The organism is Entomomonas sp. E7T21, from assembly GCF_058693955.1.
The window spans coordinates 552,651-579,511 of sequence record NZ_CP191672.1 but is presented as its reverse complement, the minus strand read 5'-3'; the positions used below and the strand labels follow the sequence as shown (position 1 = coordinate 579,511).

The following is a 26,861-nucleotide window of genomic DNA, read 5'->3' as shown; positions in this document are numbered from 1 at the left end:
AAGATATTTAATCTCTTCCCTTTTAATAATATTAAAATTGGAAACGATAACCTAAATTAATTTGGCGTTTATCAAAGCGACTTCCATTAGCATAACTTACTTCACCATAAATATTATGTTGCTTATTAAGCTGTGCTGATACACCAACACTGGTTTCAACCCAACCACCTCTAAACTTATAGTCTTCTTTATAAGTATTCAAATGATAGGATGTATTACCTTTAAACTCCCTCACATAGCCGCTCTTTACTTGTAAATCAATTGGGCTATCCCCTTTTACAAGATTATAACCAACCGCTAACCTTGTGCTACCAATTAATGAGTCATAACTGCCTAACTTTACTCGTAAGCCATTACTCGCATTCACTTTATCACCTTGTTGATGACTATAAACAACCTGTGCCTGAGGCTCTAAGTAAAAAGCTGTCTGTTCAATATTAAAACGCTTACCTGCTTCTAGAGAAAGGCTGTAACCATCACTCTTACTTTTACCTTTAACACTATCCCCCAAACTATCTTTTACTGAGAAGTTATTTTTCATTCGATGATATTTTGCAACAGCATCCACATAAAAACCATTATTAGCAATATAGGTTCCATACATACCAAAATTGATACCCCTAACACCACCAGAACCATTATTTCTATAACGAGGGTCTGCATCACTATAGCCTGCCATTAAACCAACATATGTATCACCGTTATTACCAGTAATCAGTTTATCAATACCTAATTGCAGACCTGAATAGTTCATATGAAAACCACGTAATCCATGGTTAGTAGAAAATGAATTTAATTTACCTGCATAACTTCTAATCCACAAATTACCCTCTTGCCCTTGGTTACTTCTTAGCTCCCCCATTCGCTGGAACAAAGTTTGTAAATCAATATAAGATAATAAATAATTAGTATTTAAAAAGCTTATAGCCGCATCTGCTGAACTAGATTTTCTATTTAGAGCATATAATTGGTGAACTTTAGCACCTTGGCCATTTACGGTTGTGCGTAAACCATATTGAAAACCACCCTGCTCAACAGTATTTGAAGTAAAAGTTGCGTTTGCATTTGCTGTTGGGCTGTAATCTTCTACTACATCATAAAGTTCATTACCAGTTGTTGCCGCTGCACCATTATTAGTCAAAACTAATGAATACGCGCCATCTGAAGAACCTTGTGTAAGCGGTGAGCTAGAATCACCTATAATTATCTTATCACCTGTTTGCGCTCCCATATCAACATGCATCTTAAAACTTCCACCACCATTAGTTGATTGAAGCGAGTTAGTGATAAGGGTGCTATCTAGCGTAGGAACAAAATTAATTGTACTATCAGATAAATCTAAATCTGTAACTTGAGAGCTTGCTGTCATATCCCAAGTCATATTATTAGATAATGTTAATCCTATATTACCTGCTCCTGAGCTATTTGAAGCACTGCCTATTAGCTGGCCATTTTGTAAATCTAAATTAATTTCACCACTATTGGCTGCTGTAATATTACTTTCAATATATGTAATGCCGCTTGAAGTAAAATCAACTATCGTTCCAATATTAGCAACATTCATATCACCAATAACATGACTATCATTTGCCACATTAATGGCTAATTTACCACCAGTGGCATCAATAGCTAGTACATCATTACCCAGAGGAGAAGAAGAATTTAACAGCAAACTTTGTGTCTTAATATCTGATAATCCATCCGTAGTTCTAATATAAGCACCTGTTGCATCTTCACCTGAGGAACTAATTGCTAAAACATTCAAATCTAAATCAAGGTTCTTAATAGTAGATGAAGAAGAAGTAGCTGATACATTAATACCCACCACCTCTTCTGTATTCGTTTGGCTCTTCAACTCAATAGATATATAGTCTTTGCCAATTAATGTACTATCAGCCCCAGCAATATCCACACCGACCATGGAACTATTATTAGCTTGTTGTTCTAGTGTAATAGATGTATATCCATCTAACTCCACTTTTCCTGTATTATCTATAGCAATCCCTTTTACCCCTTTGCTAAACCCATTACTATTGCTAGTATCACTTGTTATTTGAATAATGGTATCCCGAGTAGCTAATGATCCAGCATCAACATTAATGGCCTTAGCAACAAGCTCACTGGCTGCATCCATTGTTATAGTTATCAGTCCTGTATTTATTAATTCAGAGCCTGAATCCACGTTAATACCAATAGCAGAGGAAATTGCCTGTTGTGCATTAAAACTAACCTTTAAATCATTACTAGTTAATGTTGAGTTATTATTAATATTGACCCCATTAACAATAGTATCTGTTGTACCACCACCTATATTACCATCGGCTAAAAAATCGACCCTTATATTACTTCCTGCAAAACTACCTGTATTATTCACTTTAATACCATGAACACCTTCATCATCACTTAAAGATGAGTTAGTAGTAGTTGCAATATCCCCTTTAGAATTAAAGGTAATTTGTGTTCCAGCTGAATTTTCTATTTCCGCATTTTTTACAAAAACACCTAATCCATTAACAATTTGATTATCCGCATTAATCTCAATCATTGCCATATTGTATTCAGCATGTAGACTTGACGTTGCAGCAGAAGTATTATTTTTAAACTTCATACCCACATAATTGCCAGAGTCATGATTGTCATCGATATTAATTGTTAAATGTTCTGCTGAAAAATCTATTGTTCCGTTGGCACTATTAGTTAAACCAATCCCATTTAACTGACCAGAATTTCCTGAAAAAGTGTTATTATTCTTAATCTCTATTCTTGTTTCACCTGTCAAATTATACTCTATGGTACTACCATTATTATTTCTATCGGTATAAATTCCATAAACAGCAGCTGTTCTATTTGCATTATTAGAGGCATCCATAGTAATAGTTAACTCATCAGCAGTTACTGTATTAGTAGTTTGCATACCACTGTCTGATCGAACATAGATACCCACTGTTCTATTATAAAAGTTCGTATTATCATTTGGCGTAGTTGCAGTGATATCAGCACCAATACTAGAGCCAGTACCTAAATTAATACCACCATTATCAATTAAAATAGTATCTGCCGCACCTGATCCACTAACATCTGTATTATTAACCTCAACAGAACCATTGCCTGCAATATTGACCTGAGCACCATTAGAAATATTTATTGTTGTATCTGTAGATTTATTTGATAATGTTGTGTTTGTTGTATAATCAGTTGCATAACTTCCTGTAGAAAAAATCAAGCTATTAATAACAATACATAGAGTTCTTAACTTCATTTTATTGCCTCTTTATCCATTACACAGCTAATAAGCTATATTTCTTTAACATTTCAAGAAATTATTAATAATTAGACTAGAGAGTGTATAAATAGGTACAGGGAAAATTTTCTAAAAGTTTTTATATCTTCTTAAAAAAATATAATTTTTGATTAAAGGTATCTTATGCAGAACTTCCTTAGTACCATCCTTTTAAAAACCGCCTAAACTTCCAAACACCCTCTAGGCAAACATTTGCATAAAATATTAATACTGTACAACTTTGGTTTAAAACACCAAACCAGATATCCATATAAGATTATTATCTATTGTAAATATAAGATTTACAATAGATAAGTTACAATTTCTATTGACCTATTTTATTAATTATTTATTTTGTTTAACTACCAGCTACAGCCATTTTTTCTATTAATACAGAACCTGTTTTAATATTACGGCGGGGGTCTATATCGTTACCTATAGCTACTATTTTGGTAAACATATCTTTTAAGTTTCCGGCTACAGTTACTTCTTGTACAGGAAACTGAATTTCACCATTTTCAACCCAAAAACCTGCAGCACCTCGTGAGTAATCACCTGTCACCATATTAATACCACTGCCCATTAATTCGGTCACTAACAATCCTTTACCCATTTGTTTTAGCAATGCTATTAAATTATCTGCACCATGCGAAACAAACAAATTATGGCAACCGCCAGCATTTGCGGTACTAGGCAAGCCCAATTTACGACCAGAATAAACACTTAATAAATAAGTCATCAACTGACCTTTATCAATAATCAACTTGTCATACGTGGCTAATCCATCGCCATCGAAACTAGTGCTATTTAAAGTTGCTTTTAAACGAGGTTTTTCTGTAATAGATAGCCAACTAGGAAATAATTGTTTTCCTATCGCACCTTCTAAGAAAGAAGTTTTACGATAAATACTCCCCCCAGAAATAGCCCCTAATAAATGACCAAATAACCCTGAGGCCACTTCTGCTGCAAAAATTACAGGCACTTCACAAGTAGGTATAGTACGAGCACCTAGTCGTTCTATTGTACGGTGTGCTGCTTTTTTACCTATAGCAGTAGCAGACTCTAGTTGTTCACCTGCTAATTTAACGTCATACCAATAATCCCTTTGCATTTGGCCATTCTCTTCACCAATCATGACACAGCTTATACTATGATTAGTGGAGGCATAACCACCGATAAAACCATTACTATTTCCGTAAACTCTACAACCATTCCATGTATTCAATGATGTACCATCAGCATTAGTAATACGTTTATCTGTAGTGAATGCTGCCGCTTCACACTCAAGTAATGTATTAATCGCTTGTTCTGGTGTGATATCCCAAGGGTAAAAAAGCTCTAAATCAGGTAAATCTTTTGCCATTTGCTCAGGTTCTGCAAGTCCTGCACAATCATCTTCAGAAGTATGCTTAGCAATTTCTAATGCAGCAGCTACAGTCTCTTGAATGGCTTTAGCATCAGTAGCCGTAGTACTTGCTGAAGCTTTTCTTTGTCCTACATACAAAGTAATACCGAAACCTTGATCTCTATTAAACTCTAATGTTTCCACTTCTTTTTGACGAACAGTAACAGCTAAACTCTGGCTAGTAGAAACTGCTACCTCACATGCTGTGGCACCTTGTTTTTTAGCTTCTGCTAGAATTTGCTCTACCTGTTTTTCTAAAACAGGTACAGTTGCTGGTCCTACACCATTTTCACTATTCATACTATTCCTCATTTAAAAACTCTCATAATAAACAAGCTATCTGTTATCATACTCACCATTATTTATTATGAGTTTATAACTATGTCTGATACTTCTGATGATGCCCTTTATGAAGAAAAGAGCAAATCCCAAGTAAAACGTGAAATGCACGCCTTAGTCGATTTGGGTAGAAAACTAACCACTCTTAAACAAGATCAGTTGGCTTTATTACCTTTAACCGATATGCTCCGCAAAGCATTGGCTGATGCGCCTAAACATAAATCCAATATTGCTAATAAACGTCATATGCAATATGTGGGTAAATTATTACGTGACCAAGATATCGACTTTATTCAATCTTTTCTTGAACAAATCGATAGCTCAAGCCGTGAATACAATGAGCGTTTCCACGCTCTTGAGCAATGGCGAGATCGCTTAGCTACTGAGGGTGATACAGCTCTAGAAAACTTTGTTAGTCAATATCCAGAAGCTGACCGACAGCACTTACGACAACTTATTCGCCAAGCCCAACAAGAAGCTGCAAAAGAAAAACCACCTGCGGCTGCTCGTAAAATCTTTAAATATATCCGTGAGTTGGATGAAATCCAGCGAGGTTTGCGATAGTAGCTACTGCTACTATCATATACCCGTTCCACCCACTGTTATTGCATCTATTTTTAAGGTTGGTTGCCCCACCCCTACAGGAACTGATTGACCATCTTTACCACAAGTTCCAATACCACTATCTAAAGCCAAGTCATTACCTACCATAGATACTTGATTCATTACATCTGGCCCATTACCAATTAACATAGCACCTTTAATAGGCGAGGTTAATTTACCATTCTCAATTAAATATGCCTCACTGGTGGAGAACACAAACTTACCGCTGGTAATATCTACTTGCCCACCACCTAAACTTGCACAATAAATACCATATTTAACTGATTGGATAATCTCTTCTGGATCACTTTCACCTGCTAACATATAGGTATTGGTCATACGTGGCATTGGTAAATAGGCATAAGACTCTCTACGACCATTACCTGTAGGTTTTTGTTTCATCAAGCGAGCATTTAGCTTATCGTGTATATAACCTTTTAAAATACCATTCTCAATTAAGGTCGTACACTCGGTAGGCGTACCTTCATCATCTACAGTTAAAGAGCCTCGTCTATCGGCTAAAGTACCGTCATCCACTATGGTACACAGTGAGGAAGCTACTTTCTCACCAATACGACCACTATAAGCAGAACTACCTTTACGGTTAAAATCACCTTCCAAACCGTGTCCCACAGCCTCATGCAGCAACACTCCAGACCAACCAGAGCCTAATACCACAGGCAGTGTTCCAGCAGGTGCTGGCACTGCCTCTAAGTTAACCAGTGCTTGACGTAATGCCTCTTTAGCATAGCTCATAGCCCGATCCTCAGTTAAAAAGTAACTATAATCTCTACGCCCACCACCACCGTGACTACCACTTTCTCTACGGCCGTTTTGTTCAACCACTATACTGACATTAAAGCGCACTAATGGACGGATATCAGCCGCTAAATCACCATCAGAAGAAGCCACTAAAATATGTTCCCAAACGCCTGTTAAGCTAACCGTTACTTGTTGTATACGAGAATCCAAAGCTCTTATGGCTTGATCAATACTCTTTAATAATGCTACTTTTTCTTCTCTTGCTACGGCTTCTAACGGGTTTTCAGCAATATAAAGTGAACTAGGGGCAACTTTAGCAAAAGTTTGTACACGACCAGTTTGACCACTGTTAACAATTGATTTAGCCGCAGTAGCTGCTTGTATCAAAGCTTCTTTTGTTAATGTATTACTAAAAGCAAACCCTGTTTTTTCCATTGCTTGCGAGCGAATACCCACACCTTGATCAACATTGAAAGTGCCTTGTTTAACAATACCATCTTCTAACGCCCAACTTTCGATAATAGCATGTTGAAAATATAAATCTGCGGTATCAATACCTTTACCTACTGCTACTGATAAAATACTTGGCAGGGTTTCAATATCCAAACCATTAGGTATTAATAATTGCTGACTAACTGCCTTTAAAAGATCACTCATATACTCTCCATATTTTGTGCAGTAACTTTCAGCTACTACTAAATAACAAAGCATCAGCCTTGTTATTTTAAAAACTACTATAGGCTATAGATTATAACATAGCGTTGCATTACTAAATTTAATAGCCTATTAATACTAAAACTATTAAGGTTATATAAGACCATTTCATAAGAAATCAATCAGTTATTACGTTTCATTTCTTTAACTTAACACAGTAAAACAATAAAGCTATTATGTTAAACTTACTATCAAACCTATTTAGCTTTGCTAATAAACATAACGGATATATCCAATGCCTCATATCTTAATCATAGAAGATGAAGCAGCAATTGCTGATACATTATTATATGCTTTACAAAGTGAGGGCTTTGAATGCACATGGTTAACACTTGGCAATAAAGCACTAGAGCAACACAAACAAACGCCTGCTGATTTGTGGATATTAGATGTAGGACTACCAGACCTTAATGGTTTTGAGGTTTGTCGTCAATTACGACGCTTCTCAGAAGTACCTGTTATATTTTTAACAGCGAGGGATAGTGAGATTGATCGAGTGGTTGGCTTAGAAATAGGTGCTGATGATTATGTCGTTAAACCTTTTAGCCCACGTGAAGTAGCCGCAAGAGTACGTGCTATTTTAAAAAGAACTACCAATACCTCTCAAAAAACAAATAGCCCTACTACAGATGATAAATTATTTTCTGTTGATGAAAGCGCTTACACTATCTATTTACAACAACAGCCAATCAATTTAACTCGCCATGAATTTAACTTATTCCGCTATCTACTCTCTCAACCCAAACGTGTTTTTAGTAGAGAGCAATTACTAGATGCGTTGGGTATTGCCGTTGATGCTGGATATGAACGCAATATTGATAGCCATATTAAAACACTTAGAGCCAAAATAAGGGAAATAGATAGCAACTTAGATGTTATTCGTACTCATCGCGGCTTTGGCTACAGCTATGACCCAAACTAATTATTAATACAGTAAAGATAAAATGGCATTAGCAAAACGTATATTTCTATTCTATTTCTTGTTTGTAGCGCTTTGTGGTTACTTTATGGTGAATTTATTTTCTAATCAAATTTATCCTAGCATTCGCCAAACCACTGAAGAAACCTTAGTAGATACGGCCAATTTATTAGCAGAAATCGTTAGTGACGATCTGCAACAAGGTAAAATCAACCAATATTATCTACAACACCGCTTAGCTGCTTATCAAAAACGTGATCCTAATGCTTCTATTTGGGGAATAGCCAAAAATTCAGTAGCTATGCGCATTTATATTACCAACGATAAAGGCATTGTGCTATTCGACTCAACGGGTAAAGAGGTTGGCAAAGACTATTCACGTTGGCGTGATGTCTATTTAACCTTACATGGTGCCTATGGAGCACGAACTACCCAAGAAAATCCTAAAGATGATAAATCAACCATTATGTATGTTGCCGCACCTATTAAGTATGAAAATAAAATTATTGGTGTACTCACGGTAGGAAAACCAAATATCACGGTTAGTCCCTATATCAATAAAGCTGAATCAAGGTTAATCTTTTTTGGTGTTATCTTACTTATCGCTAGTCTAGCTGTAGGTGCCCTATTATCATGGTGGCTTGGTGCTTCACTTCACCGTTTCACACTTTATGCAAACGCCATTAGTAAGGGGGAACGAATTAAAGCGCCACAGTTCTATGGCGGAGAATTGACTCAACTAGCTAAAGCACTAGATAAAATGCGTGGCGAACTTGATGGTAAAAACTATGTAGAACGTTATGTGCATACCCTAACCCATGAGTTAAAAAGCCCCTTAGCAGCCATTCGTGGTGCTACAGAGTTATTACAACAAGATATGCCGATTGAGAAAAGAACTCTCTTTCTAAAGAATATCGATAGTGAAAGTGAACGCTTACAAAAACTAGCCGACCGTTTACTGAATCTCAGTATGGTTGAACAACGTCAAACTTTGGAAGAAATTAACACTATCCCTATACTACCACTGATACAAAAACTATTAGCCAGTAAGTCTTCACGTATTGCTCAACAACAGCTTAATGTAGAAGTGAATATTGATGAGCAATTAACCCTTCAAGGGGAAGTATTTTTATTAGAACAAGCATTATCTAATATATTGGATAATGCATTAGACTTTATTGCTGATCAAGGACTGTTAAAGATTAATAGCAAGATAACTAATCAACAACTTGCAATTAATTTTTATAATCAAGGTGCTAGTATTCCAGACTATGCTCTTAATCGCTTATGTGAACGTTTTTATTCTTTAGCTCGCCCAAAAACTGGGCGTAAAAGCACAGGGCTAGGCTTAAACTTTGTACAAGAAGTGGTACTTTTACATAAAGGACAACTTTCTATTACAAACTATCAAGAGGGTGTTTTAGTCACCTTATCTTTTCCTATAGCTATTTCTATATAATTTTAGACAAGGCGAATGACTGAAGACAGTACAATTAGTACGACAACGTCATTCAACGACGTATAAAAATATTGCGCAATAACTATATTTAAAAATAAACTTATAAAATACCTAATAGCTTAAGCGATTGTTTAACTATAGCTATGCGCTTACTAATATCCTTTTTAGGCTCTAGCATATCTATATTTAATGCAAAGCTATAAATTTTCCCTTCTTTTTCTACCCAACCGACAAACCAACCTATATCAGGTTGATGATTATCTGCCCAACCTGTTTTGCCATGTAGTTGCCAGTTTTCCCCTTGATCTAATAATGTAATTTCATGAACAGCTTGCTGTACTTTTTTATCATACGGCAATTTTTGTTGTGCTAACTCAGCTAAAAAAATAGCTTGTTCCACCGCACTAATTTTTAAAGGTCCAACTAGCCAGAAATTATCCACTACTTGCCCTATATTCGTATTACCATAATTTAATAGCTTAATATTTGCCTGCATCTTTGCAATGCCTATCCTTCTTGCTAATTCCTGATAAATAGGGACATTAGATACTTTTATAGCCTCCCTTAAACCCATATCTTGTTGCCATGTTTTAATGGGTTGAGGCTTACCACCATAGGGTAATTTTTCATCAATATCCTTCACTGTTTTAGTTGCTAAACCAATTAAACTATTTATTATTTTAAAGGTAGAGGCAGGAATAAAACGTGTATTAGCACGAATTTGATTACAGCCAATCAGTTGGTCTTGCTGAACGTCATAGAGTACAAAAGTACCTACCACATTATTATCAACAAATAACCTTTCTATCTCACTATTATCTTGCCAACTTTTGCCATAACTGACTTGTATAAATAAAAATATAATGCAAAAAAATAACTTGTTCATTGTATAGATTCTTTAATGATTAAAATTAACTGCTTTTATCATAAATAACCCCCCATACAATTTCCACAAAAACCCCATATTCTTTTCATACAAACTCCATAACGACTGTAGATACTGTTATTAAACATTACTAAAGGAGTTCTATTATGCATATGCAGCGGCAGCTGGCTTTCAAGATTATTACCATTTTACTGTTAATCGGTTTACTACTTATTCCGATCACCATGATTTATGGGCTTATTAATGAGCGCATGTCATTACGCAATAAAGTAGTTAATGAAATAGCCCAAAGTTCGGCACTGAGTCAGACAATTACAGGGCCTTTGATAATTGTTCCCTATACTAAAACTTATTATGTCAATAATGATAAACAATACCATCAGCAGCGAGGAACACTTTATTTCTTTCCTGAGTCTTTTAACTTAACAGGAGACTTAAATGTGGAAAAACGTAAACGTGGTATTTATGAAGCTAGACTCTATCAACTAAATAATGAGATAACAGGCAATTTTAAAATTCCTGAAAATTTCGGTATAGAAAGTAATTTAGAAAATTATCAATTTGAACAACCTATTATTGCTGTAGGTATTAGTGATATTAGAGGTATTAGTAATAATTCTAAGTTTATCTTTAATAAACAAACATTAGCTATTAATCCTGGCACAGAAAACTCCAAATTAGGTTCTGGAATCAATGGCAAACTAGACTCCACCTCTTTGCAAAAAGGGGGCGATTATAGCTATGCTATTCAACTCAGCCTGCAAGGAACGTCTAGCTTCAATGTTTCACCCATTGGTAAGGAAACTAATGTAACACTAACTAGTAATTGGCCTCACCCTAGTTTTGATGGTAATTTTTTACCTATTAAAAGAGATGTTGCTAAAAAAGGCTTTACCGCAGATTGGCAAACCAACTTTTTTGCTAGTGATATGGAAAGTAAGTTTAAAGATTGTTTAGTTAAAAATAACTGCCATCAATTTTCCAATAATAATTTTGGTGTTAGTTTAATAGACCCTGTTGATCAATATCTAAAAAGTAGTCGTGCAATTAAATATGCCATTTTATTTATTGGTTTAACATTCTTTGGTTTCTTTCTTTTTGAAATTATTAAAAGGCTTGCTATCCACCCTATTCAATATTCTTTTGTGGGAATATCACTGGCTTTATTCTTTTTATTATTACTTTCACTATCAGAACATATAGGTTTTGCTTTAGCTTACTTATGTTCAGCCATTTCCTGTATAGCAGTTATTGGATTCTATGTAACAAGTATTCTCAACAATATAAAACAAGGGCTAATCTTTACAGTTTCATTAACACTCCTCTATATCATGCTTTATGTACTGCTCAATGCAGAAGATTATAGCTTAATCATGGGTACTATTTTAGTGTTCAGTATCTTAAGTATAGCGATGATTATTACCCGTAATCTTGATTGGTACAAAGTAGCCAGCCTACCCAAAGTTAACAAAACTCATCCATTAGCAAAAGAGGAAACAATAAATGACTAAGGTTCGTGGACTTCGAGAAGATATTCAACTAGGCCTCGCTCTAAAACAACATATGGAGCAATGGTTACTAACGACCTATCAAACTACTACTCAACAGATTACAACAATTGGGCTGTTATCTATAAAACAACAAAAACAAGACAAAATCAACTAACAAAAATGATGGGTAAAGTTAGCAACTAACTTTACCCATTAGCTCTCTTCTAATATCTCACATACCAAACTTAATAATCGTTATATACCATTAACTTGTTAATCATAGCGTTACTTTTATTAAATAGATTAGAATAAATACTTTTAGAACAAGTAATCTGAGGAGAGATAACATGAATATGATTAAAACTCGTGCGGCTGTAGCATGGGCTCCCAACCAGCCCTTATCTATTGAAGAAGTAGATTTAATGCCTCCTCAAAAAGGTGAAGTACTTATTCGTATTATGGCAACAGGTGTTTGTCATACCGATGCTTATACTTTATCTGGCTCTGATCCGGAAGGAATATTTCCTGCTATTTTAGGACATGAAGGAGCGGGTATTATTGAAGCAGTAGGTGAAGGTGTTACTAGTTTAGCAGTGGGAGACCATGTTATTCCTCTTTACACCCCAGAGTGTGGTAAATGTAAGTTTTGTCTTTCTGGTAAAACTAATCTTTGTCAGGCTATCCGTAGTACACAAGGCAAAGGTTTAATGCCTGATGGCACTACCCGTTTCTTTAAAGATGGTAAACCTATTTTCCATTATATGGGAACATCTACCTTCTCAGAATACACGGTAGTACCTGAAATTGCAGTAGCAAAAATTAGCAAAGATGCACCTTTAGAAAAAGTTTGCTTATTAGGCTGTGGTATTACTACAGGTATGGGAGCAGTAACTAATACAGCAAAAGTTAAAGCAGGCGACACAGTAGCTGTATTTGGTTTAGGGGGCATTGGCTTGGCAGTAATTATGGCTGCTAAAACAGTAGGTGCCAGCCGTATTATTGCTATTGATCTTAACCCTAGTAAGTTTGAATTAGCCAAAAAACTGGGGGCTACAGATTGCATTAATCCCAAAGATTATGACAAACCAATTCAAGATGTTATTGTAGAAATGACAGATGGTGGTGTTGATTTCTCTTTTGAGTGTATTGGCAATGTAAACGTAATGCGTTCTGCATTAGAGTGCTGCCACAAAGGCTGGGGAGAGTCCGTTATTATTGGTGTAGCAGGTGCAGGTGAAGAAATTGCAACTCGACCATTCCAGCTAGTGACTGGCCGTGTATGGCGTGGCTCTGCTTTTGGTGGAGTAAAAGGCCGTTCACAATTACCAAGTATTGTTGATAATTATATGCAAGGACAATTTGATTTAGATGACTTTATCACCTATGAATTACCACTAGATGAAATCAATAAAGCTTTTGATCTCATGCATGAAGGAAAATCAATTCGTACAGTAATTCGTTATTAAAGAATAGGAATGCCCCAATGAGCCTAACAGAACTAGAAAGCCATTTATCTTTTGGCGGTGAACAAAAAAGATTTAAACATTTTTCCTCCACATTAAACTGTGACATGAATTTTTCTATCTACTTGCCCCCACAATATAAAACACAACCATTACCTGTTCTTTATTGGCTTTCTGGGCTAACCTGTACTGATGAAAACTTTACCACTAAAGCTGGTGCTCAAGCTTATGCCGCTGACTTAGGGCTTATTTTAGTTATGCCCGATACAAGTCCTCGTGGTGAGCAAGTTGCTAATAATGATGCCTATGATTTAGGGCAAGGTGCTGGTTTTTATATCAACGCAACTGAGCAGCCTTGGCAACAGAACTACCAAATGTTTGATTATATCAGTGTAGAGCTGATTGATTTAATCGATAATCATTTTAATACTAATGGTAAACAGTCTATTGCAGGTCATTCAATGGGTGGTCATGGAGCATTAATGCTAGCATTGCGTCATCCTGATCATTATTGCTCTGCTTCTGCTTTTGCACCTATTGTAAATCCTAGTCAAGTTCCTTGGGGACAAAAAGCATTTAGCCATTATTTAGGTAATGATCAAAAAGTTTGGCAAAACTATGATAGTTGTTTCTTACTTGAGCACTATCAAGCTGAGCCTTTTCCTATCTTAATCGACCAAGGAACAGCAGATAACTTTATGCTTGAGCAGTTACAACCCGAAGCTTTTGAAAAAATTGCTATAAACCGAGAATGGCCTTTAACACTCAGGTTACAACAGGGATATGATCATAGTTATTACTTTATTGCTAGCTTTATTCAAAGCCATTTAATATTTCATAAAGAAAATCTTTGCTAAGACATTCATTTATTTCAAACTTAAAAATAGTTTTATATTACCTAAAAATATTATTACTTATTTTAGTAATAATATTTTTACTATTCCTTCCATTCTCTAAAATGTCTCTGCAAGCCCTCCTCAAAATTAAAGAATATGTTATATAAAACAATTACGTTATAAATAATCAATCTATTTATATTCTAAATTTATATAGTTTTAGAGATAAAAGTCCCCCATGCCAACTTGAGAAGTTAACTCCTCAAGTTGGTAGCTATATATCAACTATCTTTACTTAAAATATCAAGTAATACCCTATTCAACTCAAGTTGATTAGAAAATTTCTGATAAATTCATGTCTTCATACTTAATAAAACTAGACACTTCTAAGTAAACAGCTATAAACCAAAATTGGTTTTTGATCTTCAAAATATAATAATTTTATTAATCTTTTCTATCAAAAAACCGCTTAAAACTTCACAGGTGAAAACCCCTCTTTATCTAACTTTAATACTAATTAATCTTTTAGTTTTAAAGCCGCTTTATATAGCTTAACTAATTGCTGCTCACTAGCAGAATATATGAAATCAACAAGGAAATGTCTGATATCTTCTGTTACAGAAATTTCTTTATTTCCCCCTATATCAGGAAACAAATCCTGAATAGGCACTTTCAATGCAACAGATAACCTGTATAAGGTATCCATTGCAGGATAATAGTCGCCTTTTTCTATACGCCCAAGAGACTTGGGATCGATACCTATTTTTTCAGATAACGATTCTTGTGAAAGTAACTTTAACTTTCTTATACGACGTATTTGTTGGCCGACATCTAATATGTTAACCATTTAAATAAGCCCAGTATTTTTCTAAATTAGGAAATCATTGGTATCCTCTTGCCAAACCTTTCCTTTATTCCCCCTTTTACCAAATCAAAAACCTTAATTGATTTTTGAAATTTTAACAGATGACTTTTATGAAATATCTACTACCAAAAACGATTAATGTTTTCTATACACCCGAACAATTTAAAGTTAATACCTACATTATTAATTACAAGTTCTTAAACAATATTTTTAATTTACCTATGTAATTTATTTACTAATAAATACATTTTATACAAGCATTTAATTAATTAAATTAGGCTTTTTAATTATGGAACGTTATCACAACCATAAAAAACCACCTATAAAGTATCTTTTTTTAAATAAATATTACCATATACATGTTATTTTTTTAGAAAGTTGTGCTAAAGTTTTTATAAACAATTGTTTATGGTTATATTTTATATCTTTAAGAAATTAATTTGATACCTATCTCTTTGTATGATAAAGCTTAATATACTTATATAGCATAATGGCTGGCTAATATATTTTTCCTAATTATCCAATTGTATTTTCTTATAAAGAATCGTTATCCCCATCACAAAACATATTTATAACATATGAATTTTAAAAAAAAAGTTACCCTTCACATGTGTTTTTTTTTAAAAACTATGCTAAAGTCTAACAAACAGTGACTTAATGTTATTTTTAAAGAAAAATTTCGTTTATAACAGTAACTATTTTGCAAAAAGGTAATACGGCCAAGATTTATGGGCCTTGAGTGTTGTTGTGAAACAAACGTTTTATAACAATACATATTAAGAAGGATTTAGACATGGACAGACGCCATATAAAAGCACTACTAGCTTGCTCATTAATTAGTTGCTCTACAATTAGCCATTCAGATGACTCTGAAATATTCTTCAGCAAAGATCTATCTACCACTAAACCGAATATTATTTTCCTATTGGATATCTCAGGTTCCATGACTAGCGTGTTAGGCACTAATAAAACTAGACTAGATGTTCTAAAAGAATCTATGGAAAATATATTAACCAGTGACGATATTAAAGGTCTTCGTATTGGTATAATGAGTTTTGCTACAGGCTTTTATCAAAACTATCAAGTTGTTGATCTTGATAGTATTGATACATCAAAGGACGTTGTGACCAAAACAACATCAAGTAATTCAGGTTATACTATATTAACTCAGCCAATAATAAATGGCTTAGATAATGGCTACCAATTATCACCTACTACAAATAAAGCTGTTCTTGCCCTCAGGAATGCCTTTAATGGAACATCGACTCAATCTTATGCAACATCAAATACCACAACTATTGGCTATCGTTTTAATAATATCTTAGTCAAAAATGCAACTACTGCTGGTATTACCTCAACTACAGCTATAAAAAAAGCTCAACTCAAATTTTATAGAACAACTACGACTGCTATTAATTTTTCTATCTGGACAGATCCTGAAATAAATGCTCCACAATTTAGACCTTTTACCAATTATTTTAGAGGTAGAGTTGATTCAAGTGGTTCAGCTATTACTTGCACTACTTCATCAGGAACAGGAAGCCAATATGTTACCTGCGATGTAACGGATGCTGTCAGAAATAAAATTAGCCAAGCAGACTGGCAAGATGGTAATGCTATTGCCTTTTATCTCAGACCATCCATAACGACGACTATGTATTTTAGTACGAGTACTACTGCAGCTTATCGTCCTACACTAGAAATTGAAGTAGAAAATTCTTTGGTAGCAGATAATAGCAAAACTTATCGAGATGATTTGTTGTATACCACCTTCGGACTTTTTACAACGGGCAGTACCCAAATTGTTGAATCCATACTTAATGTTGCAAAATATGTAAGCAATATTACTAAAACGTATAGCACAGCGACTAAAGGGCCTTATCATGTTCCTGCATATGGTACAAGTCCTTTACAAGAAGGATGTCAGCTAACTCATTTAGTTCTTATGACAGATGGTGAGGCAAACTATGCGGGCTATGTTAATACGGGCTATTACATGACTGGAGCATCTGGGTCTTGCCCAATATATACCGATAGTGAAGGCGCAACTATTGCCGATCATTATGCAACCACATACGAAAGATGTGGACGAGCGTTAACCTCTTGGATGGCAAGGCAGAGTCAATCTGATTTAGAGGGTGGTAATTATATTAGAACCCATGCTATTGGTTTTACATTATCTAGTACTAGTAACGCCCAAAAATTTATTAATGACCTTGCATCATATGGCATGGGTAAATCTTATAATGCTAGTAATGCATCTGAACTAACTGAAGCATTTAAAGATATTGTTAGTGGTGCATTACTTGTAGATAGCCCTAGTACTAGTGGTCAAGTAACTATGAGTCCTCAGACTAAGTATAAGCAACGTAATGAAGTATATTACGCACTTTATAAATCTGAAAACTATGATTACTGGCCTGGTAATATGAAAAGCTTTCAAATGAAATATATAGAAGCCACATTAACTGGTGGAGAAATAGGACAACGTGCAGTTCTCTATGATACCAAAGGCGCCTCAGCTCTTAACGCAGATGGCTCAATAAAAAATACAGCTTCCAGCCGTTGGTCTACAGCAGATGGTGGTAATGTTGACCAAGGTGGTGTTGTAGCTCAGTTAAAAACTCCTGCATTAAGAAATGTATTCACTATAAATGGAACAACTACTGAAGAATTAAGAGCCTCCTCTAGCTTAACCAATACTGATTTAGCATTATCTGGTGATAATCAAGATAATGTTCGTAAAGGGTTATTAGACTTTATTCGTGGCTATAAATATTTTGCAGGTGGTAGCACAGAGGAAAATACTAAGAAAATAGGTGACTCAGCTAAAAGTGGAGTAAATCTTGCTACTTATGGTTGTGCCTCTGGAGAAACTATACTTGAATGTGATTTTGCTGACTTAAACCAAGTTGCGTTGTTGGCTGGTAATGATGGTTTTATCAGAGGATTTGATGTGACTTCTGGGCAAGCTTTGTATGAGTATATGCCTAAAGAGATGTTGCCTATCATCCAACATTTACAAGCAAGAAAAACTTTATTCATCAATGAAGTTAGAAATTATGGTATGGATGGTAATATTATTATTTATCATGATGATAAGAACAGTGATGGATATATTAATACAGGTGAAGATGCTTTTGCTTATGTAGTCTCTGGACGCGGTGGTCCTTACTTATACGCACTTAATATTAGCAATAAAAACTCGCCTAAACTGGCTTGGATGATTAATAATACAACAGCTGGTTTTACTAAATTAGGTGATACATGGTCTACACCTGTATTAGGTAAAATAGATATAGAGGGAACAATAACTCCTGTACTTATCTTTGGTGGCGGCTATGATAAATCACAAGATGATAATCCAGTTCGTCATGCAGACACTGTAGGTAATGCTTTATATATTGTTAATGCCAAAGACGGTAAGCTAATCTGGTCTACCTCATCGAATATGAGTTATAGTATTCCAAGCCCTGTTGCAGTGGTTACAGATACTATTGATACATCTAGTGCAACTGATAATTTAATTACAGATCTCTTTTTTGGCGATATGGGTGGACAATTATGGCGCTTTAAAGTCAATAATGGTAATGCCTTAAGTAATTTAATAACCTCAGGGGGAGGAGAGAATGGTATTGTAGCCAAATTTGCTACTGATGATCTGAAAGGCTCCCGTAGATTTTATTATGCTCCTGTAATTACTGAGTTTTCATCAGAAAATCTCAAAAACACATTGTCTGTTAGCATAGGCTCTGGCTATAGAGCTCACCCCTTATCAACAGATACAGAAGATAGAATCTATTCCTTACGTCTTCCAAAACTAGTTGACTCACCTACTGGTACAGTGATTACAGAAGATAATTTAGCTGTTACCTCATTAGATGGTCAAACATTAACTAATGAAGACAAACTAAAAAATGGTTTTGTTATTAGGCTAGGTACATCTGCTAATTCAGCTGGAGAAAAGGTTGTTTCTGCCGCATATGCTGACTTTGAACGTATAGTTTTTAATACCTATACTCCTACTAAAACAGTCACAAAAAACTGTGTTCCTGGTTCAGGCACACAACGGACTTATAACTTTGATATAGCAACAGGAATATCTTTATTAACAGAAGCTTATTTAGAAACTAGTGTTTCTACTTTACCTCCAGATGTAACTGCCTACTGTAATGGTAATTTCTGTACCATTGCTCCTGGACTAGGACTCTTATCAGAGGATAATCCTTTACCTAAAGGGAAAGATAAAGATCCATTTGTTCCTGATGCTAAGGGTAAGTTTAATAAAGGAATATGGCAAAAAGTAAGCTGGACAGATAATTTCGATCTCGATATTTAGTTAGTAAATAGTATTGTATTTATAAAAGTAGCCCATTGCCTGAGTACTTCATCCTCACTACCAAAAGTACTCAGGACTTTTTAAACATCATCCCATCTTAACTGACTAATTTTTTTAACGTACTCTCAGTTAGCCTATACACAGTCCACTCATCTTGTGGTTTAGCACCTAACGACTCATAAAATTCAATAGCTGGCGTATTCCAATCAAGCACACTCCACTCAAAACGACCACATCCCTGCTCCACCGCCATTTTTGCTAAATGCAATAGCAACTGTTTACCAATCCCCTTACCTCTTTCACTTTCTTTCACATACAAATCTTCTAAATACAGCCCTTTTTTAGCTAACCATGTCGAATAGTTATAAAAATAAATAGCATAAGCCACTATTTCACCTTGGTCATTTTCACAAACTAACGCTTCAGCAGTTGAGTCGTCAGAAAATAAAGATGATTTAATAGTTTCTTCTGTTGCTAATACCTCATGCTCTGCCTTCTCATAAATAGCTAACTCTGTTATTAACGATAAAATAGTTGCCGCATCGCTAGATTTAGCATTCCTTATTATCAATTCAGTAGCCACGATCCAATACTCCTAACGCTCTATTACAAAATATTTATTATAACAATAAAAAATACATACTAAGCTGATTTTACCTATTGTAGAATAGTATGTTTAAAACTACCCCTCTATAATCAGAACTTCTTTTCAATAAAACTACAGCTATCAATGATATGACTAACAACCCTATTTACACTTTCCCTGCCATTTATTTAGCCACTATTTTAATGCTTGCAGGCTCTGGCCTTTTTACTACTTATCTTGGGTTAAGACTTACATCCGAAGGTGTCAGTGAAATGCTTATTGGCAGTTTAACCACTGCTTTTTATGCAGGCTTGGTAGTAGGCGCCAAAATAGGTCATAGACTTATTGCTAGTTTTGGACATATCCGCTCCTATGTAGCCTGTGCAGGCTTAGCAACAATTGCAACATTAGCTTATGTATTAATTGAGAATATTACTGTATGGGTAGCACTACGTTTTATTATCGGTATTGTAATGATGAACCAATACATGGTTTTAGAAAGTTGGCTTAACGAACAAGCAGAGGAAAACCAACGGGGTATTGCTTTTGCTGGTTATATGATTGCCACTGATTTAGGATTAATGTTAGGTCAAGCTTATCTACATCAATTTCCTACTCTAGATTTTAAACCACTTATTATGATTGCAATGCTATTCGCTGCCTGTTTAATTCCCATTGCAATGACACGCCGTGTTCACCCTGCAAAACTAGCCACTGCGCCATTAGAGATTGGTTTCTTCTGGCAAAAAGTTCCACAAGCGCTAATTATGATTTTTTTAGTAGGAATCATGGTAGGCTCTTTCTATGGCTTAGCTGCTGTTTATGCTAAAAAGAGTGGCCTAGATACTTCTAATGCTAGTTTATTTGTGATGGTCTGTATTGGTGCAGGCTTCTTAGCACAATGGCCTATTGGTTGGTTATCTGACCATTTTAACCGCGCTAAACTGATCCGTATTAATGCTTTACTTTTTGCAATTTCTACTATTCCTTTATGGGGTTTTATTGAGCTTCCTACTTTACTAATGATGGCTTGTGGATTTATTGGCGGTATATTTTTATTTACCTTCTATCCCTTAGCTATTGCTTTTGCTAATGATAATGTTGAACAATCAAAACGTGTAGCATTAAGCGCCTTATTGCTATCTGCCTATGGTATAGGTGCAAGTATCGGGCCTATTCTTATTGGTACATTAATGGAATATTTTCGACCTAGCGCATACTATATCGCTAGCTCAATTGCAGCATTACTTATTGCAATATGGGTAAAACCTAACAAAGTCAAATATGCAGAAGATGGTCCTTTACAGCATGTTGTTGTTACTACAACTATTTCTACAGTAGGCGCCACTCTTGATCCACGCATTGATGAAATTCCTGAAGAATTAATTATAGATGCTCCACCAACCATTGGCAGGTCAGACGAAATAACTAATGTAGATGAAGAAACTACCGAAACAGATCAACACTTAAATCCACCATCTGAGGTAAAATAATAGTTAACACTTATGAGTTATAATTTAATAAGTGCTGCAGATCCTGATCGATTAGAAACATGGATAAAATATCGTAAAGGGCTTTGTGAAAGTTGTGCAGCAAGTTGTTGTCAACTTCCTGTTGAAGTTAAATTAGATGATTTGATTCGACTAGAGATAGTCGATGAATTTGAGCGAGAAGAACCTTTAAAAAATATTGCCAAGCAATTAAAAAAGCAAGGAATTGTAGAACACTTTAATCAAAAAAAAGAGCTTTTTACATTAACTCGAATGGCTAATAATGATTGCTATTTTTTAAACAAAAAAACAAGGCTTTGTAGTGTTTATGAAAAAAGACCTAATACTTGTAGGAATCATCCACAAATAGGACCTAGAGCTAATCATTGCGCCTACCGCCCTAAACAATCCTAATAAAATATATGGTGTATTATGAAAGTTGTTATTGCTCCTGATTCATTTAAAGAATGCCTAGCTGCTAGTGATGTAGCAGCAGCTATTGCTAAGGGTTGGAAGGATATTTTTCCTCACGATGAAGTAGTTTGCCATCCAATGGCTGATGGAGGAGAAGGTTCTATCAATGCTATTTTGCATGTTTTAAAAGGTGATTTTTGTATTGATGAGGTTAATGACCCATTAGGACGCCCTGTAAAAGCGCATTGGGCATGGTTTCCCCAAAACAAATCAGCTATCATTGAAATGGCGGAGGCTAGTGGCTTACAATGTTTAGCTCCCAATGAGCGAAACCCAATCGTAGCCTCTAGTTACGGTACAGGCCAACTGATTCTAAAAGCCCTTGATAAAGGAGCAAGAGTTATTATTCTTACTATTGGTGGCAGTGCTACTAATGATGCTGGCGCAGGAATGATGGCAGCTCTAGGCTTAAAATTATTAAATGCACAGGGACAACCTATTGCCGCAGGTGGAGCCGCATTAAGCCAAGTAGTAACCATTGATGATACATTATTACATCCCCAAATAGCTCAAACTAAATTTATAGTAGCCTCTGATGTAAACAATCCTCTTTGTGGCAAAAAAGGGGCTTCTGTTATATTTGGGCCACAAAAAGGGGCAACAGAACAACAAGTTGCAATCTTAGATGCTGCTTTAGGTCATTTTGCTACAGTATGCCAAAATAAATACTTTCGCGATGAACGAAGTTTTGCAGGTGCAGGAGCAGCTGGTGGCCTAGGTTTTGCTGCAAAACTTTTCTTAAATGCTGACTTTAAACCAGGCGTTGAATTAATAGCACAAATCACTCAATTAGAAAAAAATATGCAAAATGCCGATTTGGTTATTACGGGTGAAGGTCAAATTGATAAACAGTCAGTGATGGGCAAAACTCCTATTGGTGTTGCTAAACTAGCTAAAAAACAAAATATTCCTGTTATTGCTATAGCAGGAACTCTTGGTAAAGAATATGATGTTGTCTATCAAGAGGGAATTGATGCTGCCTTTAGTCTTATAGGCTCTCCTATGTCTTTGGCAGAAGCTAAATTTGAAGCTAATAATCTACTAATGAAACGAGCCAGTGATATTGCTCGGCTCTGGCATACAGCAAGACAACCATAATTTATGTCTGAACTATTTGATGCAAAAGCCTTTTTAAGTACCTGTAGTGTTCATCCTGGTGTATATCGTATGTTCGATACTCAGGATGAATTACTTTATGTAGGAAAAGCAAAAAACCTAAAAAAACGTCTTGCCAGTTACTTTCGACAAACAGGTTTAGCACCAAAAACAGCAGCTTTAGTCAGTAAAATTGCTCGCATTGAAATCACCATTACAGCCAATGAAACCGAAGCATTGCTGCTTGAGCAAACATTGATTAAGGAATATCGCCCACCTTACAATATTTTACTCAGAGATGATAAGTCTTATCCCTATGTGTTTTTATCTACTGAAGATGAATTTCCAAGATTTAGTATTCACCGAGGAAATAAAAAACAAAAAGGTCGCTATTTTGGCCCATACCCTAGCGTTGGTGCTATACGTGAAAGCTTAAATTTACTACAAAAAACATTTAAAGTAAGACAGTGTGAAAACAGTTACTTTAAAAACCGTACCCGTCCTTGTTTGCAACACCAAATTAAACGTTGCAAAGCACCTTGTGTCAACTTAGTAACTCATCAAGAATATGGTGAAGATGTACGACGTTCTACTTTATTTTTAGAAGGCCGCAACCAAGAGCTAACAAAAGAATTAACTGAACAAATGGAGCAGGCTGCTGAAAGTTTAAATTTTGAAGTAGCGGCTGAATTACGCGATCAAATATCGTTAATACGACGCGTTCAAGATCAACAAAGTATGGAAGGTGGCACAGGTAATGTAGATATTATTGCTGCTGTTGTTAATCCTGGCGGTGCTTGTGTTAGTTTAATGACAGTACGTAATGGCCGTGTATTAGGTAGCAAAAACTTCTTCCCACAAGTTTCAATAGAAGAAGATACTCAAACCGTACTTTATGCTTTTATTAGTCAATATTATTTAGGTAATCCTGATCGTGATTTTCCTAATGAATTAATTGTTAATGCATTACATGATGACTTTCCTTTATTGATTGGCGCCATTGCACAAAAGACAAACCATGAATTAATAATTAGCCAACGTGTCAGAGGAACCAGAGCTAAATGGCAACAGCTTACCCTTACTAATGCTACACAAGCATTAACTGCACGTTTAACTAATCGTTTGCATATGGCAGCTCGTTTTGAGGCGCTAGCTGAGGCATTACAATTAAGTGAAGTACCTGAACGCCTAGAATGTTTTGATATTAGCCATTCCAGCGGTGAAGCCACTGTTGCTTCTTGTGTGGTATTTGGTCAAGAAGGTGCTATTAAATCTGACTACCGTCGTTTTAATATCGAGGGTATCACTGCCGGTGATGATTATGCTGCTATGCACCAAGCATTAACTAGACGCTTTAAAAGAGCCAAAGAAGGTGAAGGGAAACTACCCGATATGCTGTTAATCGATGGTGGTAAAGGGCAACTGAGTATGGCTCAACAAGTGATGGAAGAGTTACAACTTAATCTAACACTATTAGGTGTTGCTAAAGGTGTAACCCGTAAACCCGGATTAGAAACCCTTTATCTAAATGATGCTGAGCATGAGTTTACTCTGCCAACACACTCCCCTGCACTTCACTTAATTCAACAGATTAGGGATGAGTCTCATCGATTCGCTATTACAGGCCATCGTAATCGACGTGATAAAGCACGTCGCACCTCTAAATTAGAAGGAATAGCAGGAGTAGGCGCGAAACGCCGTAGAGATTTATTAAAGCACTTTGGCGGCTTACAAGAAATTAGTAGAGCAAGTCTTGATGAAATCGCCAAAGTGTCAGGTATCAGCCGTAAATTAGCAGAACAAATTTATGACGCATTACATAGCCACTGATTCTCAGTGGCTATATTTTACTCTATAAAGTTCATACCTTTAAAAACACGCTTAGCATTGCCTCGTTCAATATGATGGTGAAATAACCGTCGCTCAGCTTTGTGTTCTCCCTCGATTAACTGCTTTTTCTCAGCTAATTTTTGACTTATCAACAATAAAGCTAAACGCTTATTAGCATGTTGACTACGTTCACTTTGTACTTTAACCGTAATCCCCGTAGCTACATGCGTGGCTCTTACTGCTGAATCTGTTTTATTAACATGCTGACCGCCAGCACCTGATGAGCGCATCGTTTCAAACTTAATCTCACTCTCATGAGGCACATCAGGTGTATCAAAACAAGCTACACCTATAAACCAATTTTTACGACCATGATTAGGACGATAAGGACTAGGACAAATCCACTGAATAGAACCTATCCATTGCTCTGCAATAACTTGCTCTTGCTCACCATCTAAAGTGACAAGCACAGAACGTAATGTATTAGTATTACGTCCCTTTTCTTGTTCAATAATGGCTAGCTTAACCTTGGCTTGCTCTGCTTCTTTATATAGTTTTTGCAATGCCTTAGCGACAGCTAAACAACATTCTTCAGGCCCTTGTGCAGAAGATAATTGAAGTAATAACATTAATTATCCTCCTTCTGGGTTTTATAAGTAAGAACAGGTTTAAAACGTGCTACTAACTTAATAAGCCCTGCCCCTAACATTGCCTCAATTACTGTATCAATTGACTTATAAGCCTGTGGTGCTTCTTCATAAAGTAACTCACGATCACAACAAACCACTCGACTACCCAGTTTTGTTCGCGTTAACTGGGCGGCCGTATAGCGATTAACTAATCGCCCTTTACATTCCGAACGCATCCATTTACGGCCTGCACCATGTGCCAATGAAAGCAAACCTTGCTCAGTATCAACGGGCGCTACTAGGTAACTATAATCACCTCGAGAACCTGGAATAACAACTAACCCCTTATCCGCAGGAGCGGCACCTTTACGATGTAACCAACCTTGTTTGCCTGCAATGATTACTGGAGTAACTAGGTTATGGCTAATATCTAATAATTTATGCCCTTTACCTCGTAAACGTTTTAGTATGCGCCTAGCTATTAGTTCTCTATTTTCAATAGCAAAAAGCAATGCCTGATTATGTTGAGTTAAATAATCTGTTGCTTCTATAGTGTTCTCTAATAAGCCATTATGGTTAAAACGCTCTACATGACTACGTAAAATATTCCCACCCAAACCCCTTGAACCACTATGTACTAATAGCTGTAAGTTCTTTTTATCCAACTGCAAGCTAGTAGTTATCGCTTCATCATAAATAGTCTCTAGCTGTTGCAACTCTGCAAAATGGTTACCTGAACCAATAGTACCAGGTGCATTGCTAGATAAAGATTCAACTTCATCTAATAACTGTTGTTTCTCTTCATTTTCTAATGGCGCATCAATACTACCTAAACGTTTCTCCAGTTTATCTAAATTTAAACCTACTGCATTAATAGTTGTTTGCCAAAGAGACATACCACAACCAATATCTCCACCCACTAAGGCAGGATAAAAACGCCCTACCGAGAAGAAAGCAGCACCAATAGGATAACCACGTCCTGGATGTAAATCTGGCATGCCTATTACTTTCAGCATACCTGTTAGTTTTGCAGTTGTTTGTAATTGTTGGATTGCATTTCCTTCAATCCACGTATCATCTGAGGCGACTAACGAAACACCTTCAGACAAAGTACGAATAAAATTGCCCATAGACCAATTCCATTAATTATATATTTAAAAATTTTAGGCAATAGCAAACTCTATTCTTTATAGAATAGCACTATTACTCATTTGTAGAATTGGCAGGCCTAAACCAAGGCAAGAAAGGTATTATTAACCTTGGAATGACCTGCAAAGGATTGTAGTAACAAGCATAATTAATCTCCTTTGCAGTAGTTGAATTGAAATTTTGTGCGCAATTTAAATTATCTTAAATTAACAGTCAACCATTAAACCATTTTTTTCATCATTAGTTCA

At 35.7% G+C, this 26,861-nt stretch carries 20 protein-coding genes; 12 read left to right on the top strand and 8 right to left on the bottom strand.

What is annotated here, in order from left to right:
* Positions 1 to 31: 31 nt before the first annotated feature.
* Positions 32 to 3,259, bottom strand: coding sequence for an autotransporter outer membrane beta-barrel domain-containing protein (locus ACQVD9_RS02860; RefSeq protein WP_264747372.1), 3,228 nt, complete (start codon positions 3,257 to 3,259; stop codon positions 32 to 34).
* Between the two features lie 379 nt (positions 3,260 to 3,638).
* Complete coding sequence (gene pmbA, locus ACQVD9_RS02855; RefSeq protein ID WP_264747371.1) at positions 3,639 to 4,985, bottom strand: metalloprotease PmbA; 1,347 nt, start codon at positions 4,983 to 4,985, stop codon at positions 3,639 to 3,641.
* Positions 4,986 to 5,066: 81 nt separating this feature from the next.
* Between pmbA and yjgA the strand changes: the two genes are divergently transcribed.
* Positions 5,067 to 5,588, top strand: coding sequence for a ribosome biogenesis factor YjgA (yjgA, locus tag ACQVD9_RS02850; RefSeq protein WP_264747370.1), 522 nt, complete (start codon positions 5,067 to 5,069; stop codon positions 5,586 to 5,588).
* Between the two features lie 15 nt (positions 5,589 to 5,603).
* On the opposite strand, the gene tldD is transcribed toward yjgA, so the two are convergent.
* The gene (tldD, locus tag ACQVD9_RS02845) at positions 5,604 to 7,046 is read right to left on the bottom strand and encodes a metalloprotease TldD (protein WP_264747369.1); all 1,443 of its coding nucleotides are present in this window, start codon (positions 7,044 to 7,046) and stop codon (positions 5,604 to 5,606) included.
* A gap of 292 nt (positions 7,047 to 7,338) precedes the next feature.
* Here tldD and creB point away from each other — a divergent pair, with 292 nt between their 5' ends.
* Positions 7,339 to 8,025, top strand: a complete 687-nt coding sequence (gene creB / locus ACQVD9_RS02840) for a two-component system response regulator CreB (protein WP_264747368.1) — start codon at positions 7,339 to 7,341, stop codon at positions 8,023 to 8,025.
* Between the two features lie 22 nt (positions 8,026 to 8,047).
* The gene (gene creC, locus ACQVD9_RS02835) at positions 8,048 to 9,481 is read left to right on the top strand and encodes a two-component system sensor histidine kinase CreC (RefSeq protein ID WP_264747367.1); all 1,434 of its coding nucleotides are present in this window, start codon (positions 8,048 to 8,050) and stop codon (positions 9,479 to 9,481) included.
* Positions 9,482 to 9,581: 100 nt separating this feature from the next.
* Here creC and blaOXA read toward each other — a convergent pair whose 3' ends face one another.
* Positions 9,582 to 10,367, bottom strand: coding sequence for a class D beta-lactamase (gene blaOXA / locus ACQVD9_RS02830; RefSeq protein WP_264747366.1), 786 nt, complete (start codon positions 10,365 to 10,367; stop codon positions 9,582 to 9,584).
* 152 nt (positions 10,368 to 10,519) lie between these two features.
* Here blaOXA and creD point away from each other — a divergent pair, with 152 nt between their 5' ends.
* The 4 genes from creD (at position 10,520) to fghA (ending at position 14,177) form a co-directional block, all read left to right on the top strand.
* Positions 10,520 to 11,878: a cell envelope integrity protein CreD gene (gene creD / locus ACQVD9_RS02825; RefSeq protein ID WP_264747837.1), complete on the top strand. Its 1,359-nt coding sequence runs from the start codon at positions 10,520 to 10,522 to the stop codon at positions 11,876 to 11,878.
* Positions 11,871 to 12,032: a hypothetical protein gene (locus ACQVD9_RS02820; protein WP_264747365.1), complete on the top strand. Its 162-nt coding sequence runs from the start codon at positions 11,871 to 11,873 to the stop codon at positions 12,030 to 12,032. Before creD ends, ACQVD9_RS02820 begins: the two co-directional genes overlap by 8 nt.
* Positions 12,033 to 12,210: 178 nt before the next feature.
* Positions 12,211 to 13,323, top strand: coding sequence for an S-(hydroxymethyl)glutathione dehydrogenase/class III alcohol dehydrogenase (locus ACQVD9_RS02815; RefSeq protein WP_264747836.1), 1,113 nt, complete (start codon positions 12,211 to 12,213; stop codon positions 13,321 to 13,323).
* 17 nt (positions 13,324 to 13,340) lie between these two features.
* The gene (fghA, locus tag ACQVD9_RS02810) at positions 13,341 to 14,177 is read left to right on the top strand and encodes an S-formylglutathione hydrolase (RefSeq protein ID WP_264747364.1); all 837 of its coding nucleotides are present in this window, start codon (positions 13,341 to 13,343) and stop codon (positions 14,175 to 14,177) included.
* A gap of 496 nt (positions 14,178 to 14,673) precedes the next feature.
* On the opposite strand, the gene ACQVD9_RS02805 is transcribed toward fghA, so the two are convergent.
* Positions 14,674 to 15,003, bottom strand: coding sequence for a helix-turn-helix transcriptional regulator (locus ACQVD9_RS02805; RefSeq protein ID WP_264747363.1), 330 nt, complete (start codon positions 15,001 to 15,003; stop codon positions 14,674 to 14,676).
* Between the two features lie 811 nt (positions 15,004 to 15,814).
* Here ACQVD9_RS02805 and ACQVD9_RS02800 point away from each other — a divergent pair.
* The gene (locus ACQVD9_RS02800) at positions 15,815 to 19,360 is read left to right on the top strand and encodes a hypothetical protein (protein ID WP_264747362.1); all 3,546 of its coding nucleotides are present in this window, start codon (positions 15,815 to 15,817) and stop codon (positions 19,358 to 19,360) included.
* Positions 19,361 to 19,457: 97 nt separating this feature from the next.
* Here the strand turns inward: ACQVD9_RS02800 and ACQVD9_RS02795 are convergent, their stop codons facing one another.
* A complete protein-coding gene (locus ACQVD9_RS02795) occupies positions 19,458 to 19,943 on the bottom strand; it encodes a GNAT family N-acetyltransferase (RefSeq protein WP_264747361.1) in 486 nt (161 codons plus the stop codon).
* A 152-nt stretch (positions 19,944 to 20,095) separates the two neighbouring features.
* On the opposite strand from ACQVD9_RS02795, the gene ACQVD9_RS02790 reads away from it, so the two are divergent.
* Genes ACQVD9_RS02790 through uvrC form a run of 4 tightly spaced genes read left to right on the top strand, consistent with a single transcriptional unit; the run spans position 20,096 to position 24,835 of the window.
* A complete protein-coding gene (locus tag ACQVD9_RS02790; RefSeq protein ID WP_264747360.1) occupies positions 20,096 to 21,439 on the top strand; it encodes an MFS transporter in 1,344 nt (447 codons plus the stop codon).
* 12 nt (positions 21,440 to 21,451) lie between these two features.
* Positions 21,452 to 21,850, top strand: coding sequence for a YkgJ family cysteine cluster protein (locus ACQVD9_RS02785; RefSeq protein WP_264747359.1), 399 nt, complete (start codon positions 21,452 to 21,454; stop codon positions 21,848 to 21,850).
* 18 nt (positions 21,851 to 21,868) lie between these two features.
* On the top strand, positions 21,869 to 23,008 hold the full coding sequence (locus ACQVD9_RS02780) for a glycerate kinase family protein (RefSeq protein WP_264747358.1): 1,140 nt from the start codon (positions 21,869 to 21,871) through the stop codon (positions 23,006 to 23,008).
* A 3-nt stretch (positions 23,009 to 23,011) separates the two neighbouring features.
* On the top strand, positions 23,012 to 24,835 hold the full coding sequence (uvrC, locus tag ACQVD9_RS02775; RefSeq protein WP_264747357.1) for an excinuclease ABC subunit UvrC: 1,824 nt from the start codon (positions 23,012 to 23,014) through the stop codon (positions 24,833 to 24,835).
* Positions 24,836 to 24,852: 17 nt separating this feature from the next.
* Here the strand turns inward: uvrC and prfH are convergent, their stop codons facing one another.
* Positions 24,853 to 25,464 (bottom strand): peptide chain release factor H, encoded by a 612-nt coding sequence (prfH, locus tag ACQVD9_RS02770; protein ID WP_264747356.1) that lies wholly within the window; start codon positions 25,462 to 25,464, stop codon positions 24,853 to 24,855.
* Positions 25,464 to 26,594 carry an RNA ligase RtcB family protein gene (locus tag ACQVD9_RS02765; RefSeq protein ID WP_264747355.1) on the bottom strand — a complete coding sequence of 377 codons (1,131 nt, stop codon included), beginning with the start codon at positions 26,592 to 26,594 and terminating at the stop codon, positions 25,464 to 25,466. Before ACQVD9_RS02765 ends, prfH begins: the two co-directional genes overlap by 1 nt.
* Positions 26,595 to 26,861 lie beyond the last annotated feature (267 nt).